Annotated in this window: 15 protein-coding genes; 10 read left to right on the plus strand and 5 right to left on the minus strand. The window is 56.0% G+C overall.

Annotated elements, in window-relative coordinates; all coding sequences use genetic code 11:
• Positions 1-67: 67 nt before the first annotated feature.
• The 4 genes from hslO to AB1287_RS16375 are packed head-to-tail and all read right to left on the minus strand — an operon-like array spanning position 68 to position 4,255.
• Positions 68-946, minus strand: a complete 879-nt coding sequence (gene hslO, locus AB1287_RS16360; RefSeq protein WP_312628420.1) for an Hsp33 family molecular chaperone HslO — start codon at positions 944-946, stop codon at positions 68-70.
• A 23-nt stretch (positions 947-969) separates the two neighbouring features.
• On the minus strand, positions 970-1,371 hold the full coding sequence (gene hslR / locus AB1287_RS16365) for a ribosome-associated heat shock protein Hsp15 (protein WP_312628422.1): 402 nt from the start codon (positions 1,369-1,371) through the stop codon (positions 970-972).
• A 10-nt stretch (positions 1,372-1,381) separates the two neighbouring features.
• Positions 1,382-2,050, minus strand: a complete 669-nt coding sequence (gene yrfG, locus AB1287_RS16370; protein WP_435618446.1) for a GMP/IMP nucleotidase — start codon at positions 2,048-2,050, stop codon at positions 1,382-1,384.
• Positions 2,051-2,107: 57 nt separating this feature from the next.
• A complete protein-coding gene (locus AB1287_RS16375) occupies positions 2,108-4,255 on the minus strand; it encodes an intracellular growth attenuator family protein (RefSeq protein ID WP_435618447.1) in 2,148 nt (715 codons plus the stop codon).
• 336 nt (positions 4,256-4,591) lie between these two features.
• On the opposite strand from AB1287_RS16375, the gene nudE reads away from it, so the two are divergent.
• A complete protein-coding gene (gene nudE, locus AB1287_RS16380) occupies positions 4,592-5,152 on the plus strand; it encodes an ADP compounds hydrolase NudE (RefSeq protein ID WP_312628425.1) in 561 nt (186 codons plus the stop codon).
• A 105-nt stretch (positions 5,153-5,257) separates the two neighbouring features.
• Here nudE and mrcA read toward each other — a convergent pair whose 3' ends face one another.
• Positions 5,258-7,810 (minus strand): peptidoglycan glycosyltransferase/peptidoglycan DD-transpeptidase MrcA, encoded by a 2,553-nt coding sequence (gene mrcA / locus AB1287_RS16385; protein WP_435618448.1) that lies wholly within the window; start codon positions 7,808-7,810, stop codon positions 5,258-5,260.
• 118 nt (positions 7,811-7,928) lie between these two features.
• Here mrcA and AB1287_RS16390 point away from each other — a divergent pair, with 118 nt between their 5' ends.
• The 9 genes from AB1287_RS16390 (at position 7,929) to dam (ending at position 15,560) form a co-directional block, all read left to right on the plus strand.
• Positions 7,929-8,651, plus strand: a complete 723-nt coding sequence (locus AB1287_RS16390) for a pilus assembly protein (RefSeq protein WP_435618449.1) — start codon at positions 7,929-7,931, stop codon at positions 8,649-8,651.
• Between the two features lies 1 nt (position 8,652).
• Positions 8,653-9,192 carry a PilN domain-containing protein gene (locus tag AB1287_RS16395; RefSeq protein WP_435618450.1) on the plus strand — a complete coding sequence of 180 codons (540 nt, stop codon included), beginning with the start codon at positions 8,653-8,655 and terminating at the stop codon, positions 9,190-9,192.
• 49 nt (positions 9,193-9,241) lie between these two features.
• A complete protein-coding gene (locus AB1287_RS16400; protein WP_312628431.1) occupies positions 9,242-9,607 on the plus strand; it encodes a hypothetical protein in 366 nt (121 codons plus the stop codon).
• Entirely contained in the window at positions 9,600-9,998 is a 399-nt protein-coding gene (locus AB1287_RS16405; RefSeq protein ID WP_312628432.1) for a HofP DNA utilization family protein, read from the plus strand. The genes AB1287_RS16400 and AB1287_RS16405 overlap by 8 nt, the downstream gene beginning before the upstream one ends.
• Positions 9,913-11,148 carry a DNA uptake porin HofQ gene (hofQ, locus tag AB1287_RS16410; RefSeq protein WP_435618451.1) on the plus strand — a complete coding sequence of 412 codons (1,236 nt, stop codon included), beginning with the start codon at positions 9,913-9,915 and terminating at the stop codon, positions 11,146-11,148. The genes AB1287_RS16405 and hofQ overlap by 86 nt, the downstream gene beginning before the upstream one ends.
• A gap of 268 nt (positions 11,149-11,416) precedes the next feature.
• Positions 11,417-11,938, plus strand: coding sequence for a shikimate kinase AroK (gene aroK, locus AB1287_RS16415; RefSeq protein WP_312628434.1), 522 nt, complete (start codon positions 11,417-11,419; stop codon positions 11,936-11,938).
• Positions 11,939-12,107: 169 nt separating this feature from the next.
• Positions 12,108-13,196, plus strand: a complete 1,089-nt coding sequence (aroB, locus tag AB1287_RS16420) for a 3-dehydroquinate synthase (RefSeq protein WP_312628435.1) — start codon at positions 12,108-12,110, stop codon at positions 13,194-13,196.
• 89 nt (positions 13,197-13,285) lie between these two features.
• Positions 13,286-14,617: a cell division protein DamX gene (damX, locus tag AB1287_RS16425; RefSeq protein ID WP_435618452.1), complete on the plus strand. Its 1,332-nt coding sequence runs from the start codon at positions 13,286-13,288 to the stop codon at positions 14,615-14,617.
• 121 nt (positions 14,618-14,738) lie between these two features.
• Complete coding sequence (gene dam, locus AB1287_RS16430) at positions 14,739-15,560, plus strand: adenine-specific DNA-methyltransferase (RefSeq protein WP_435618453.1); 822 nt, start codon at positions 14,739-14,741, stop codon at positions 15,558-15,560.

The following is a 15,560-nucleotide window of genomic DNA, read 5'->3' on the forward strand; positions in this document are numbered from 1 at the left end:
ACTCCGGTTGTCGTTTTTAGTCTTTGCACCCTCACCCTGTGGGAGAGGATCGGCCTGACCGGACCTATCAGTGCACCTGAGGATCCGCCGGAGAAGCGTTGTTACGGATCTCGGCGATATCCATGGCGTTAAACACGTAATGGCTACCGCAGTAGTCGCAGTGCATGTCGATTTCGCCGTCGTCCGCCAGAATGCTGTCCACTTCTTCGTCCGGCAGGGTTTTCAGCGCACCGGCGCAGCGTTCACGTGAACAGGTGCATTTGAACTCGACCGCCTGAGGTTCATAGACCGTCACTTCTTCTTCGTGATAAAGACGCCACAGCACATCGTTTGCCGGCAGGCTGAACAGCTCTTCGCCTTTGATGGTGTCGGTCAGCGTGGCGAGATGCTCAAAGTCTTCGGCCTGCGCGTTCTGAGCAGGCATCACCTGCAGCAGGATCCCGCCTGCGGCCATTTTCCCTTCATGCTCGCCGGTACGAATGATAAGACGCGTCGGCAGCTGCTCTGAGCGCAGGAAGTAATCTTCCAGACAGGCGGCCAGCGTATCGCCTTCCAGGCCCACCACGCCCTGATAGCGCTCGCCTTCTTCCGGCGCAATGGTGATCACCAGATAGCCATTGCCGACCAGCGTTTTCAGATCGGCGTTTTCCGGGATATCGCCCTGAACGCGCGCCACACCGCGCAGCTGCTGATTGTTGTTGCCGTTGATAACCGCAAGCGACATTGGGCCGTCACCCTGAAGCTGCACGGTAATGTCGCCGGCAAACTTAAGCGTAGCGGTCAGCAGACTGGTGGCGACCAGCAGTTCGGCCAGCACGTTTTTCACCGGCTGCGGATAGTTGTGGTTAGCCAGCACCTGCTCCAGCGTCTCAGAGACGGTGACCAGTTCGCCGCGAACGGCCACGTTTTCAAACAGATAGCGGTGCATTTGATCGTGTTGAATCATCTTTTTCTCTCTTAAGGGAACCGTTACTCACTGTCCCCATGTTTAAATCTCATCAGGTCACGCCGCTCTTTTTTATCAGGGCGGCGATCCGGGTGTGGCATGGTCAGCGCGTTCAGCTTGCGGGCAAGGGCCACTTTTTCCCTTTTTTCGATGCTCTCAGCCGTTTCTTCATACAGCAAAACGGCTTCCGTGGCCGGGCGGCGCTGTTCGGTGATGCCTTTGATAATCACCGTGCGCTCATCGTTGCCCTGGCGTAGCGTCAGCGTGGCGTTCATCTCCACCACTTTGCTGGGTTTGCTGCGCTGTCCGTTGTAGTGCACCTTCCCGCCTTCCACCATTTCTCGTGCAACCGCACGGGTTTTGTAAAAGCGGGCCGCCCAGAGCCACTTATCCAGCCGGACGGCATCAGCGGGTTTCTCTTTCATGGCTTCTCCTTCACCGGATCCCGGGGATCAGGCGACGATAATCATTCAATGCCGGGTGGCGCTGGTACTGCTTTTCCGCGACGCCAGAATCTGGATTCGTAACGCCAAGGCAGTAACGAATCCCAAACAGCGCGGCGGCATCCAGGATCGGTTCGCTGTCATCAATAAACAGCGTCTTATGCGCATCAAGCGTGGTTTCTTCGGCAACGGCCTGCCACAGGCGCTGATCTTCTTTCGGATAACCAAATGTGTGGGTGGAAAGTAATAAATCAAGGTGCGAGGCCAGACCGGTGTGTTCCAGCTTCACCGCCAGGTTATGCGGATGCGCGTTGGTTAACAAAATACGGCGTTTGCCGCTGGCTTTGAGCGCATCCAGAAACGGCACGGTATCTTCGCGCAGCACGGCGCGGGGGCCTTGCTGGGTGGTCATGGCGCAAATATCCAGACCGAGCCGCTCGCTCCAGTAATCCAGACAGTACCAGTTTAGCGTATGCTGCACGGCGTGATATTCCTGACCGATACGCTCGCGAGCGTCCGCCAGGCTCAGGCCGTGCTGAGCGCCGTAGGTTTCCGGCACCAGCTGCTGCCAGAAATAGCTGTCGAAGGCGAGATCAAGAAGGGTGCCGTCCATATCCAGCAGAACGGTGTCTACTTCCTGCCAGGCGATATCAAAATGCATGCTGCGTCTCCAGCCAAAAGAATGCGCGTCAGGGTAGCACAGCGGGAGCCGGGCGACTTAGCGCTCTTCGGCATCCTGATGCAGCAGATCCTGAGACGTTAACAGGCTCGGGTTGAGGCTACTTTCGTAGTAGGCGTGGATTTCCGCCATGCGGATGCGATGGCGCTGATAGCGACGAATCGCCTGGATCCCGTTCCAGATAACGCACACCAGCATGGTCAACATGAGCAGCGTGGTGCTGATATAGCGCCAGAGTCCGGCGCTGTCCGGGATGCGGTGCAGATTGATATGTTTGGTGCCGTTGGCGTCGATGGTGAGGTTGGTGACGATGCCCTCAGCGGTAAACGGCGTGTGCATCAGCATGCCTGCCAGGCGCTGGAATTCACGCCACTGTTCGTGCGCCGGGAAATCATACAGGCTGACGGATGGCCACGGCTGCGTGACCAGATCGCTCCCTTCATCGCTGGCGATCAGGAAACCGCCCGGCGCCGGGCTGTTTAACGCCTGGGCGGCGCGAGCCGTTTCACGCATCACAAACGGTGCGGTGGATGTTGTCACCAGATTATCGAGTGATTCGGCACTCACCGGGCGCAGCAGCACGTTCACACCATCAAGTTTTCCGGAGCGGGCGCGCTTGGTCAGCGTTTCCCAGTCGCGGGTATTGCCGAGGTTGACCAGCGCCGTTTTCAGGCGTGAGCAGTCGTCTTCAGCAGAGCAGAGATCCTGCGTTTTCATCACGATATCGGCGAAATCATCCAGCAGAACCATCCCTGATTTTTGAATGGCTGAACGCAGCGCCGGACTGACGCGCGAGCTGTCGTCCGGGCTCGGGTGCAACTGACGGTTTACCGCCTGCATCAGCGCTGTGGCTTTCGTGACGATATCGGATTCCGGCAGCGGCAACGGTGGGGCGTCGTTCCAGATAATCTGCGAGCAGTCAAAGGGCGTGAACGGCGAACTATTCTGCGCGGTCCACGTGCCCTGCGAACGGATATTACACATGCCAGTGCCCGAAATGTGCAGCGTATCGCCGACACGCACGTTTGCCCGATCGAGCTGAGTCACCGTGGTGGCTTCGATAGTCTGCGCGCCCTGCAGCCAGGAAAGCGTAAATTTGAACGGCATGCTGAGCGGCACGCTAATCCACAGCATCGCGCCAATCAGCAGGGCGCCGATGGCAATAATGGCGCTGCGCAGCCAGTGCTGAAGCGGGAAATGTTTGACTTCGTTATGCAGCGATAAAAAGCGCCCCTGACGGACCACATGGCGATCGAGGTAGATATCAATGTCCGTTTGCTGGCCGAGATCCTGAGCGATAAACGGCTGCCAGTGGCGCGGATAAATCAGGTCGATAATGCCGAGCGAAATGTTGTTGATTTGCTCCTGGTCATTCTCGCCAAACAGCCCCCAGCGTTTCGGGGTTCCGCGCAGGCAGTGAATTTCCCGCAGCGAGGTTTTGGACGGCGGAGCAAACACGCCCCAAAGGCCAAACCCCAGCAGCAAAGTTGCGATACCGGTCACCCACGGGACAAAGACTTCGGGCGCCATTAATGCGCAGAAAAACAGGAAAAATGCGCCAACTATAAGCAGCGCTTCACGCAGACCGTCCGGGCGGCTTAATGCATATTCTTCGCGGCTTTCCTGACGAATGTTCAGCAGTTCGATCTGCTCGCTCTCTTCACCGCGAATAGACGCCTGCGTCGACGAGCGCTGCTCCAGGGCGTAGCCTTTCGCTTCCTGCCTGGCGTCACCCAGAGTGTGGCCGTTCAGGGAGATCACCAGCGGCAGAGAGTCCGTGTGGATCAGTTCGACTTCGTTTTCGTCATTGATGTACTGCTCCCAGAAGGGAGGCAGGTGAATTTCAACGGAATCCAGGAAGTAGCGCCACTTGTTCAGATCGTCGGTTGTGATGCCGTAGCGGGTAATCGACTGGGTGAAGCTATAGACGGTATTACTCTGGGCGTTTAGCGTGATGGCGCCAGGGGCGACAGAGGAGCCGGAAGCGGGCACTTCCAGAATGCGGGTCATGCCTTCCAGATAATGTTCAACGGCGGCACGTTCATCCTGGGTCAGTTTACGCGTGGTCGCACCGCTGAAGGCGTGCAGGAGGGGGAGTCGTCCATGCTGTCTGCGCTGTCGATAAAACCACCCTGCAAGCAATGCGCAGGCCAGCATAGCAGCGAAAAAAATCAAAAAGGTGCCCATGCTTTTCCCATCATACTTATTCTTACAGGTTTCGTCTTCTTACAGGTTTCGTCGGTTGCTCGTTAACCCAGAACGTGAGCCCGTAGTTAGCTATCGGCACGCATCATCAGGATCTTGAAAGATTTCTTACGTTCTGACGCAACTTTTGAGCATATCAGAGGTCAATGCAAGCGAATATCAGCAAATTCTCAAATCCATTGCAAGGTATTGACTTTTTATTCAAAAAAGTGGCTGATGCTGAAAGTTACGCAAATGTAAATACATGACGCCAGGAATTGCCTAAACTGTGCGGCATGTCGCACAATTACCCTGTTACCACAGCAAACACAGGTCATCATGGATAAACCATTAATAAAACCCATCATCCACAAAGTTGAAACGGTTGCCCGTTCGCGGCTGTTTAATGTGGAAAGTGTGGACCTGGAATTCAGCAATGGCGAGCGCCGCGTTTATGAAAGGATGCGTCCTTCCACGCGTGAGGCAGTGATGATTATCCCCATTGTTGACGATCATTTGATTCTGATCCGTGAATATGCCGTCGGCACCGAGTCCTATGAGCTCGGTTTTTCCAAAGGGCTCATCGATCCAGGCGAAAGCGTTTTCGAGGCCGCCAATCGCGAGCTGAAAGAAGAAGTGGGCTTTGGGGCCAATGACCTGACGTTCCTGAAGAAGCTCAGCATGGCCCCGTCATACTTTTCCAGCAGAATGAACATCGTGGTCGCAGAGAACCTTTATCCGGAATCTTTGCCTGGCGATGAGCCAGAACCGTTGCCTCAGGTACGCTGGCCGCTGGCGCAACTGATGGATTTACTCGAAGAGCCTGATTTCCATGAAGCACGCAACGTCAGCGCGCTGTTTCTGGTGCGGGAATGGTTGAAAGAGCAGGGGCGTCTGTAGCCCTCTGAGCGGAATACAAAAAAACGGCAACCCTGGGTTGCCGTTTTTTTGTGCCTTGCAGGCCGGGTCAGGCCATAGTCGCCACCCGGCACTTTTTCTTAATGGTCAGAACAGTTCGTGAGTTTCGCCGTTATCAATCAGCGTGGTGCCCACTTCATGCACTGCCTGCTGGGTCGGCTGCGTACCGTCGATGAAGTACTCTTCACGGCTGTTGCCGCCGTTCGCCAACTGACCGGTGCTCCGATCGATGTTGACGGTTACCACACCCGGCGGTGGCGTCAACGGCTGTTCAGGCACGCCGTCCAGCGCTATCTTCATGAACAAATCCCAGGCCGGCTGAGCGCTCTTGGCCCCGCCTTCATAACCAGAAATCTGATCTTTGATCGCGCCGGATGCGGTGGTGCGGCCAAGATCGCGGCGGTGATCGTCAAAGCCAATCCACACCGATGTCACCACGCCCGGGCCGTAACCCGAGAACCAGGCGTCCTTCGAGCTGTTGGTTGTGCCGGTTTTTCCGCCGATATCGTGGCGCTTCAGGTCGCGCCCTGCGCGCCAGCCTGTCCCCTGCCAGCCAGGCTCGCCGAAGACGTTGGTGTTCAGCGCACTTTTGATCAGGAAGGAAAGCGGCGTGCTGATCACGTGCGGGGCATATTCCTGGCCACCGCTACGGGCCACCAGCGCCTGGTTAGCCTGTTCAAGGCTTGGCATCGGCACGGTGGAGTTTTGCGGCTCCTGGGAGGTTGTGACGTTTTCAACGTCTTTATTTTCCAGCACGTTGGATTTTGGCGTATCGCCATAAATCACCGGAATGTCGCACTCAGCGCAGGCAATTTTAGGTTTGGCTTCAAAAAGCACGCCGCCGACATCGTTCTCGATCTTACTGATAAAGAACGGATCGATGAGGAAGCCACCGTTTGCCATGACGGAATACCCGCGTGCGACCTGTAAAGGCGTAAAGGAGGCGGAACCCAGCGCCAGCGATTCGGTGCGAACGATGTTTTCAGCCGGGAAACCGAAGCGTTGCAGATATTCTGCGGCGTAATCAACGCCCATTGCGCGCATGGCGCGAACCATCACCACGTTTTTCGACTGACCTAAACCCTGACGCAGACGAATCGGCCCCGCATATTGTGGTGGGGAGTTCTTTGGACTCCAGTCGGAGCCAGCACCTGCATCCCAACGCGAAATTGGCACGTCGTTCAGAATGCTTGCCAGCGTCAGACCTTTGTCCATTGCCGCGGTATAGAGGAACGGTTTGATGTTGGAACCAACCTGGCGCAGCGCCTGAGTCGCGCGGTTAAATTTGCTCTGATTGAAGTCGAATCCACCGACCAGCGCAATAATGGCCCCGTTTTGCGGATTAATAGACACCAGGGCGGAGTTCACGTCCGGCACCTGGGCCAGCCACCAGGATTCATTCACCTGACGCACCCAGATTTGCTGACCTGTTTGCACGACATCCGTCACTTTGCGTGGCGTTGGGCCTTGCTGAGTGTCCGAGCGATACGCACGCGCCCAGCGCATGCCGTCCATCGTCATGGAAACTGAGGTGCCGTCTGCCAGCATTGCCGTGGCTCCCTGCGGCGTGGCGGCCGTCACGACGGCTGGCACCAGAGGCCCGTAGGTTGGCAGGCTTTTCAGGGTATCGGTGATTTTTTTGCTGTCCCACGGGGTCTCACCAATTTTCCACAGCACGTTCGCCGGGCCGCGATAGCCGTGGCGCATATCGTAATCCATCACGTTAGTGCGCAGCGCCGTCTGAGCCGCCAACTGATCCTTACGGCTGATGGTGGTGTAAACGCGGTAACCATCTTCGTAGGCCTTATCGCCATAGCGGGTCACCATTTCCTGACGCACCATTTCCGTCAGGTACGGGGCGGAGAAGGCAATTTCCGGGGCATGGTAGCTGGCGTTGATGGGCTCGCGAATAGCTTCGTTGTACTGCGCCTGGGTGATGTCGTTTTCGCTCAGCATGCGGGACAGCACCACGTTGCGGCGTGCGGTCGCTCTGTCCATAGAATAAAGCGGGTTGAAGGTTGACGGCGCTTTTGGCAGGCCTGCGATGACCGCCATTTCACTCAACGTCAGCTGATCGACCGTTTTACCGAAGTAGACCTGCGCAGCGGCACCTACGCCGTAGGCGCGGTAGCCGAGGTAAATCTTGTTCAGATAGAGATCGAGAATTTCATCTTTGCTGAGCAGCTGCTCGATGCGGATAGCCAGGAAGACTTCTTTGATTTTGCGCGTCAGCGTCTTTTCCGGGCTCAGGAAGAAGTTACGTGCCAGCTGCTGGGTGATGGTACTTGCACCCTGAGAGGCGTGGCCGGAGAACAGCGCTACGCTAGCCGCACGGAAAATCCCCACCGGATCGATACCGTGGTGCTCGTAAAAACGGCTGTCTTCCGTGGCGATGAAGGCTTTGGTCAGCTCGGGCGGCATTTGGCTCAGGGTGACCGGAATCCGGCGTTTTTCCCCATATTGCGCAATCAGTTCGCCATCGGCGCTGTAAATTTGCATTGGGATCTGCAGGCGCACATCCCTGAGCGTGGCTACGTCAGGCAGCTGCGGCTCAATAAATTTGTAGAGGCCATAGATCGAGCCTGCTCCCAGCAGAATGCAACAGACTGCAAGGATGAATAAATACTTTACGAACTTCACCGGAGATTTCCCATTTAGTGGCGATTGGGCAGTTTATAAACAAGCGCGCGGTAGTATAAAGGCAACCCAATGGCATTGATATAGCTCGAATGGGTTGATGGATAAGGAGATCGTAAGAATGGCTTACAGTCAGTGGCTGGCAGGATTGCATTTTCAGCAGAATAGCCTCGTCTGCGTGGCGTTACAGAAAGCACGTTCAGGCTTCGCGCTTCGGCGCTGGTGGCAATTGCCGGTGGCAAGCGATGCCAGCGAAGAGGCCTTGATTGCGGTACTGCACCGCATCCAGCGAGAAATGCCGCGTTTCCATCGGCTTGCCGTGGCGCTTTCGGCAGCGGACACGCTGCAAAAAAACCTTCCGCCGCCGCAGATGGCGCTGCGAGAAAGCGAGTGCGCACAATGGGTAGCCAGTACTGTAGCAAAGCAGCTGGAGATGCCCGCCGATACCCTCACGTTCGATTACCAGAATGCCGAACAGAATGTTTACAGCGTCACGGCCGCCAGACGGCGGGATGTGGATCTTCTGCAAAAACGTCTGCATGCAGCGGGGCTGAACGTGGAGGCCATCACGCCGGATGCCAGCGCACTGCAACATTTTCTCCCGTGGATAGCGCAAGACGAGCAAGGCCTGTGCTGGTATGACGGCCAGCAATGGCTATGGGCTACGCGGGAGGCCTGGGGGAGCTGTGCGGAGCAACCAGAAGCGCTTTTGCTCTGTACCACGCAGCAGGCTGGCATGAAGAGCTTCAATCCCTGGTTTCCACTGATGCAGCTTCAGCCACCGCTGCCGGAAAACGGCGATGCGTTTGCTATCGCTTTGGCACTGGCGCTGGGAGTGCGCTGAAATGGCGCGTCCAGTGAATCTTCTGCGATGGCGTGAGAAGCGCCGCCGCGACTGTCTGCGTTTTTGGGCCTGGCTGTTTGTGGGAGCGTGGCTGATAGCCCTGATAGGGTTTGTGGCAAATCGGTCAGAGGGTGTGCATCAACATCAAAAACAGGTTTTATGGCAGGCGAGCGATAACGCGGTTTATCAGGCCCTGGTGCAGCGTGAACGGCAGTTCAAAGATGAACAGCAGCGCAGAATGCTCTGGCTGACGCATGAAAAAGAGCGGGAAGCCACCCGGCAGTGGCAATCACGGCTGCTGGCACTGGCAGAAAACATGCCGGAACAGGCCTGGCTCACCGCCCTGGAGTGGGAAGGTCATTCGCTGAGCTTTACCGGGCTGGCGAACCGTTTTCTCTCCTTGACCGAACTGGATGCCTCGGTGCGCCATATCGCAGGCTCTCAGATCGTCAATCCGGGCCCCGTCAGGCGGGATGCGCAAGGGCGCTGGGAGTTCAGTTACAGAATGCTGGCGGAGGTGGAAAATGTTGCTTCTCGCTGAACGATGGTGTGATTGCTCCCCACGTATTCGGTGTGGATTTTGGCTGAGCATGCTTTTGCTGCTGGTGCTGATGGTTAGTTTTGCCCGTAACACGCAGCCAGGTAGTGCATCGCCCATACCCCTTGCCGCGCAGTGGCAAAAAACACTACCGCTGCGTGGTCCGGTGATTCCGTTATCCGACATGATTTCGGCGCCTTTTTCTGCACTTGATTTTGACCGTCCGGAAAGCAGCCTGCTGAGCTGGCAGCCGTCAGGGCACGGCGGGGAGCTGGCGTTGTCGACTGACTGGGCGGCTATTCCCGCCCTGTTTGCACGGCTCGCAGAACGCCGTCAGGCCATACGGGGGTTTAGCATTAAACCGGAACAACAGCGTCTGACGCTGACGTTACAACTCGAGGCAATCGGCGATGACTGATCGGCACGGGCTCATCGTACTTTTGCTTCCTTTACTATTGGGGATGCGCGATCCCTTCCTGCCTGCGGAAGATCGCTGTAGCAGTGCGCAGATAACGCTCTGGCATTACCGTGGGATGGTGAGCCTTGGAGAGCAACGAACGGGTATCGTGCTCGATGCCAGTGGCAAATGGCAACGACTGACGCAGGGGCAGACGCTGAGTAACGGCTGGACGGTTGTCGCTGTTCAGCCCGACCGTATGGATATGACTGCCGGAACCGACTGCGAGCCTTCGCAGTGGCGCTGGATAAAAGAAGGAACGCAACATGATTCGAAGGATAGCGTTGGGGTTAATAATGATGGTCTTCGGCGCCCTGGCCAAAGAAAAAACCGTCTCGCTGATGGTGGATGACGTTCCGGTCACGCAGGTCATACAGACGCTTGCGACGCTCGGGGAACGCAATATCGTTATCGCCCCGGAAGTCAGTGGGCAGATTTCACTTCAGTTGAATGATGTCTCATGGAAGCAGGCGTTACAGACGGTGATGAGCAGTGCCGGTCTGGTGCTCGACACGCAGTCCAGCATCCTGTTTGTGCACACCAAAGCCTGGCTTGCAGAAAAGAGTGCGCTGAAGGATGCCGAGCGGCAGAAGCGTTCACAGGCTTTGCCGTTGCAGGGGAAGAGCGTCATTTTGCATTACGCCGATGCTGCTGAGCTGGCGAAAGCCGGGGAAAAGCTACTGAGCGCGCGAGGTGCGATGACGGTCGATAAACGTACTAATCGCCTGCTGGTGCGTGACGATAACCAGCACCTTGCCGATTTGCTCGCCTGGGCGCAGGAGATGGATATACCGGTAGGTCAGGTCGAGCTGAGGGCGCATATCGTCACTATAAATAAGAAGAGCCTGCGTGAGCTTGGGGTGAAATGGAGTCTGGCTGATGCTGAGAATGGTCAGGGATCCGGGAAGGTAGCGGCTATAAACAGCGATCTTTCTGCCGCTAATGCTACGACCTACGCCGGGTTTAACATCGGTAAAATCAGTGGGCGACTGCTGGAGCTGGAGCTTTCGGCACTGGAGCAAAAGCAGGAACTGGAGATCATCGCCAGTCCACATTTGCTGGCCTCGCATCTGCAGCCTGCAAGTATCAAGCAGGGAACAGAGATTCCTTATCAGGTCTCCAGCGGTGAGAGCGGGGCAACATCAGTGGAGTTTAAGGAGGCCGTGCTGGGTATGGAGGTGACGCCGACGGTGCTACAGAAAAACCGGGTGCGGCTTAAGCTAAAAATTACCGAAGACATGCCCGGGCAGGTATTGCAGCAGGCTGACGGCGAAGTGCTGGCAATTGATAAACAGGAAATTGAGACCCAGGTCGAGGTAAGAAGTGGCGAAACGCTGGCTCTGGGCGGCATCTTCTCACAGAAGAATAAGTCTGCCAGAAGCGGTATTCCGCTGCTGGGCGACATTCCCTGGCTTGGACGGCTGTTTCGCCATGATGGAAAAGACAGCGAGCGGCGTGAACTGGTCGTGTTCATCACCCCGCGTATTATTTCTGCACAATAAGCGTTTGACGGGCGACCTTTTCTTACTGAACACGTTTCAGGTGTTTGACGTGAGGCCGGATTTAGCATACAAGGAGTACCGATTTGAGAGTCGGTCCCCTGGACAGTCCGGTGATGATTAGAGTTGCCAAACCTGCCGGAGTATTGAGATAATTTTCGGTCTGACTCTCGCACTATCGCATATGAGGTTTCAGTTCATGCCTGGCGTCGCCGTGTGGTTCGCGTCGCGGGTTTATTATTAACGAAATAGTCTTAGTAGTACCGAAAAAATGGCAGAGAAACGCAATATCTTTCTGGTTGGGCCTATGGGTGCCGGCAAAAGCACTATTGGGCGCCAGTTAGCTCAACAGCTCAACATGGAATTCTACGATTCTGATCAAGAGATTGAGAAACGCACCGGCGCCGACGTGGGCTGGGTCTTCGATGTCGAAGGCGAAGAAGGTTTCCGTGATCGCGAAGAAAAAATCATCAACGAGTTAACGGAGAAACAGGGTATTGTGCTGGCGACTGGCGGCGGCTCTGTGAAATCTCGTGAAACGCGTAATCGTCTCTCCGCCCGCGGCGTCGTGGTGTATCTGGAAACGACGATTGAAAAACAGCTGGCGCGCACGCAGCGTGATAAAAAACGTCCCCTGCTGCAGGTTGAAACGCCACCTCGTGAAGTCCTGGAAGCGCTGGCAGGCGAGCGTAATCCTTTGTACGAAGAAATTGCCGATGTCACGATCCGCACTGACGACCAGAGCGCGAAAGTGGTGGCCAACCAGATTATTAATATGCTGGAAAGTAACTGATTCTGGTCAACGCTATACGACATCGTTCAAGCTGCATTCAGGCGGCAACGGCGTGAACTCTTGCAGGTCATCTCTGCAACCGGGCGCGAAAGCCGCCGACCAGTAAACAGCCTGAAGGATGGCGTGTACATCACCAGAGAATGCAAGTAACCAAGGTGGACGTCGCGTTATGGAGAGGCTTACAGTAACTCTCGGGGAACGTAGTTACCCGATTACCATCGCGGCTGGTTTGTTTAACGATCCAGCTTCCTTCCTGCCACTGAAGTCGGGCGACCAGGCCATGCTGGTCACCAACGAGACGCTGGCACCTGTTTATCTGGACAAAGTACGTCACGTGCTCGAACAGGCTGGCGTAAAAGTCGACAGCGTCATCCTTCCGGACGGTGAAAAGTACAAAACGCTGGCCGTGATGGACACCGTTTTCACCGCGTTACTGCAAAAACCTCACGGTCGTGACACGACGCTGATTGCCTTAGGCGGCGGTGTTGTTGGCGATCTTACCGGATTTGCGGCGGCGAGCTATCAGCGTGGCGTTCGCTTTATCCAGGTACCGACCACGTTATTATCACAGGTCGATTCTTCCGTTGGCGGCAAAACAGCCGTTAACCACCCGCTCGGTAAAAACATGATTGGCGCCTTCTGGCAGCCGGTGAATGTGGTTGTTGATCTGGACTGTCTGAAAACCCTGCCCGCGCGCGAACTCTCTTCCGGCCTGGCAGAGGTCATCAAATACGGCATCATCCTCGATGCAGAATTCTTCTCCTGGCTTGAAAACAACATTGATGCGCTGATGGCGCTTGATGAAAAAACCATGGCGTACTGCATTCGCCGTTGTTGTGAGCTGAAAGCCGAAGTTGTGGCGGCAGACGAGCGAGAATCCGGCTTACGTGCTTTACTGAATCTGGGACACACCTTTGGTCACGCTATCGAAGCTGAAATGGGCTACGGTAACTGGCTGCACGGCGAAGCCGTCGCCGCCGGTATGGTCATGGCGGCTCGTGCTTCAGAACGTCTTGGTCAGTTTGAGGCAAAGGATACTCAGCGGATTATTACCCTGTTAGAACGGGCGAAATTACCGGTTTCCGGTCCGCGTGAAATGTCTCCCGATGCGTACCTGCCGCATATGATGCGCGATAAAAAGGTGCTCGCCGGTGAGATGCGTTTGGTTTTGCCGCTTGCTATTGGAAAAAGTGAAGTGCGTGGCGGTGTTGCGCACGATGTGGTTCTTGGCGCTGTGGCTGATTGTCAGCAGGCGTAACTAATAAGAAAGGTCATGCCGCTCGCGCGGCGTTTAGCTTCAGGTGACGTGCAGGTGTCGTTAGCATAAGCCTTTTAGTGGGGTGTTAAATGGATGAATTCAAACCAGAAGACGAGCTGAAACCCGATCCCAGCGATCGTCGTGCTGGTCGTTCCCGTCAGTCTTCCGATCGTGAAAGCGATCCGCAGATCAACTTCGATGACGTCGACCTTGATGCCGATGAACGCCGCCCGGCGCGTGCCCGTAAAGTACGCGAAGAGCGCGAAGAAGAGTATGACGAAGAGGCGTATTACGAGTCTGAAGAAGACGAAGAGGTGCAAGAGCAGCCTGAACGTCGTCCACGCAAGCGCAAAAAAGCGCCGGCAAAACCGGCTTCCCGCCAGTACATCATGATGGGTGTTGGTATTCTGGTTCTGCTGCTGCTGATTGTGGGCATTGGCTCCGCGTTGAAAGCACCGTCTTCCTCCAGCGAGCAGGCCTCCAGCGATGTGAAGAACATCGACCTTTCCGGAGATAACAGCGCTTCAGCCGGCCAGAGCAACGGTCAGGCAACCGATCAGGCCAATGGTGCTCAGCCAGCGCCAGGTACGGCGCCTGCGAACCAGACTGCCACAAATCCGCAGCAGGATGTTTCTCTGCCACCGATTTCCTCTACCCCGACTCAGGGCCAAAACACCGTTGCGCCAGAAGGCCAGCAGCGTGTGGAAGTGCAGGGTGACCTGAACAATGCGCTGAACCAGCAGCAGGGCCAGATTGACGGCGCTGTCGCCAACTCAACGCTGCCAACTGAGCCGGCGACGGTTGCCCCTGTTCGCGGCGGGAGCACGCCTCGTCAGGCGACGACTCACACGGCGGAAAGTGCCCCAGCGGCAACAACTCGCCCGGAGCGTAAGCATGCAGTGATTGAGCCGAAGCCGCAGAGCAAACCGCAGGCGACGGTAAAAGCAAGTGAACCAAAAGCGGTTGCTCAGCCTAAGCGTACTGAAACGGCCGCTACTGCTGCGCCAGTCAAAACGACTGCACCGGCGGCAGAAACCGCGAAGCCTGCGGCCACCGCCAGCGCGGCGAAACCTGCGGCGACTACGGCTGCACCAGCCGCAACCGCTGCGGCAAGCTCCGCCGCCAAAGAAACGGGTGATGTCAGCTCGCTGAAATCTGCACCGGGCAGCCACTACACTCTGCAGCTCAGCAGCTCGTCAAACTATAACAACCTGAACAACTGGGCGAAGAAAGAGAACATCCAGAAGTACGTGGTCTATCAGACCACCCGCAACGGTCAGCCATGGTATGTGCTGGTCAGCGGTGTGTATGCGACGAAAGACGATGCGAAACGCGCCGTCACCGCGTTGCCTGCCGATGTCCAGGCGAAAAACCCTTGGGCGAAGCCGCTGCATCAGGTGCAGTCCGATCTGAAACAATAGCAGTACATGACACAGCGCCTTCAGTCTGCCAGTGCGGGCTGAAGGCGAATGTGTTTTTAAGCGCAGGATGCTGCAGGAGCGTTTTCTCCTCAGCCGGAGAAAGTGTAAGTTGCCAGACAGCATGAAAAAAAATCGCGCTTTTTTGAAATGGGCAGGGGGGAAATATCCTCTGCTGAACGATATTGAAAAACATCTGCCGAAAGGTGAATGTCTGATCGAGCCCTTCGTCGGGGCCGGTTCCGTATTTCTCAACACCCATTACGATCGCTATATCCTCGCGGATATCAACAGCGATCTGATTGATCTCTATAACATTGTCAAAACACGCACTGCCACCTATATCGAGCAGGCGAAGGCGATGTTTGTGCCTGCCAATAACAATGCTGAAATCTATTACCAGCTGCGGGCCGAATTCAATCAGTGCAGCGACAAGCTGCGCCGTGCGGTGCTGTTCCTCTATCTGAATCGTCATGGTTACAACGGCCTGTGTCGTTACAATCTGAAAGGCGAGTTCAACGTGCCGTTTGGCCGCTACAAAAAGCCTTACTTCCCGGAAGCCGAGCTGAATCATTTTGCGCAGAAGGCGCAGAGTGCCGAGTTCCTGTGCCTGTCTTACGAGGAGTGCATGGAGAAGGCCTGTCAGGATTCGGTGGTTTACTGCGATCCGCCTTACGCGCCACTCTCCGCGACGGCCAATTTTACCGCCTACCACACCAACAGCTTCACGCCAGATCAGCAAAAGCATCTGGCGGAAATGGCGGAAAAACTGGTCAGCAACCAAATTCCAGTGTTAATTTCGAACCATGACACGCCCGATACGCGTGCGTGGTATCACGCCGCCCAACATTTCAAAGTGAAAGTCCGGCGCAGCATTAGCAGCAACGGCGGCACGCGCAAAAAGGTGGATGAACTGCTGGCGCTGTATCGCCCGACCCCACCATAA

The sequence above is a fragment of the Scandinavium sp. UTDF21-P1B genome, assembly GCF_040750395.1.
In the GTDB taxonomy this organism is placed as follows: Bacteria; Pseudomonadota; Gammaproteobacteria; order Enterobacterales; family Enterobacteriaceae; genus Scandinavium.

What these genes read in the sequence shown, in the direction of transcription:
- AB1287_RS16400 (WP_312628431.1), top strand. Translation starts at nt 9,242, where the DNA reads ATGCTTTTGCTGCTGGTGCTGATGGTTAGTTTTGCCCGTAACACGCAG.
- yrfG (WP_435618446.1), bottom strand. Translation starts at nt 2,050, where the DNA reads ATGCATTTTGATATCGCCTGGCAGGAAGTAGACACCGTTCTGCTGGAT.
- AB1287_RS16390 (WP_435618449.1), top strand. Translation starts at nt 7,929, where the DNA reads ATGGCTTACAGTCAGTGGCTGGCAGGATTGCATTTTCAGCAGAATAGC.
- hslO (WP_312628420.1), bottom strand. Translation starts at nt 946, where the DNA reads ATGATTCAACACGATCAAATGCACCGCTATCTGTTTGAAAACGTGGCC.
- AB1287_RS16375 (WP_435618447.1), bottom strand. Translation starts at nt 4,255, where the DNA reads ATGGGCACCTTTTTGATTTTTTTCGCTGCTATGCTGGCCTGCGCATTG.
- damX (WP_435618452.1), top strand. Translation starts at nt 13,286, where the DNA reads ATGGATGAATTCAAACCAGAAGACGAGCTGAAACCCGATCCCAGCGAT.
- nudE (WP_312628425.1), top strand. Translation starts at nt 4,592, where the DNA reads ATGGATAAACCATTAATAAAACCCATCATCCACAAAGTTGAAACGGTT.
- AB1287_RS16395 (WP_435618450.1), top strand. Translation starts at nt 8,653, where the DNA reads ATGGCGCGTCCAGTGAATCTTCTGCGATGGCGTGAGAAGCGCCGCCGC.
- hslR (WP_312628422.1), bottom strand. Translation starts at nt 1,371, where the DNA reads ATGAAAGAGAAACCCGCTGATGCCGTCCGGCTGGATAAGTGGCTCTGG.
- AB1287_RS16405 (WP_312628432.1), top strand. Translation starts at nt 9,600, where the DNA reads ATGACTGATCGGCACGGGCTCATCGTACTTTTGCTTCCTTTACTATTG.
- dam (WP_435618453.1), top strand. Translation starts at nt 14,739, where the DNA reads ATGAAAAAAAATCGCGCTTTTTTGAAATGGGCAGGGGGGAAATATCCT.
- aroB (WP_312628435.1), top strand. Translation starts at nt 12,108, where the DNA reads ATGGAGAGGCTTACAGTAACTCTCGGGGAACGTAGTTACCCGATTACC.
- hofQ (WP_435618451.1), top strand. Translation starts at nt 9,913, where the DNA reads ATGATTCGAAGGATAGCGTTGGGGTTAATAATGATGGTCTTCGGCGCC.
- aroK (WP_312628434.1), top strand. Translation starts at nt 11,417, where the DNA reads ATGGCAGAGAAACGCAATATCTTTCTGGTTGGGCCTATGGGTGCCGGC.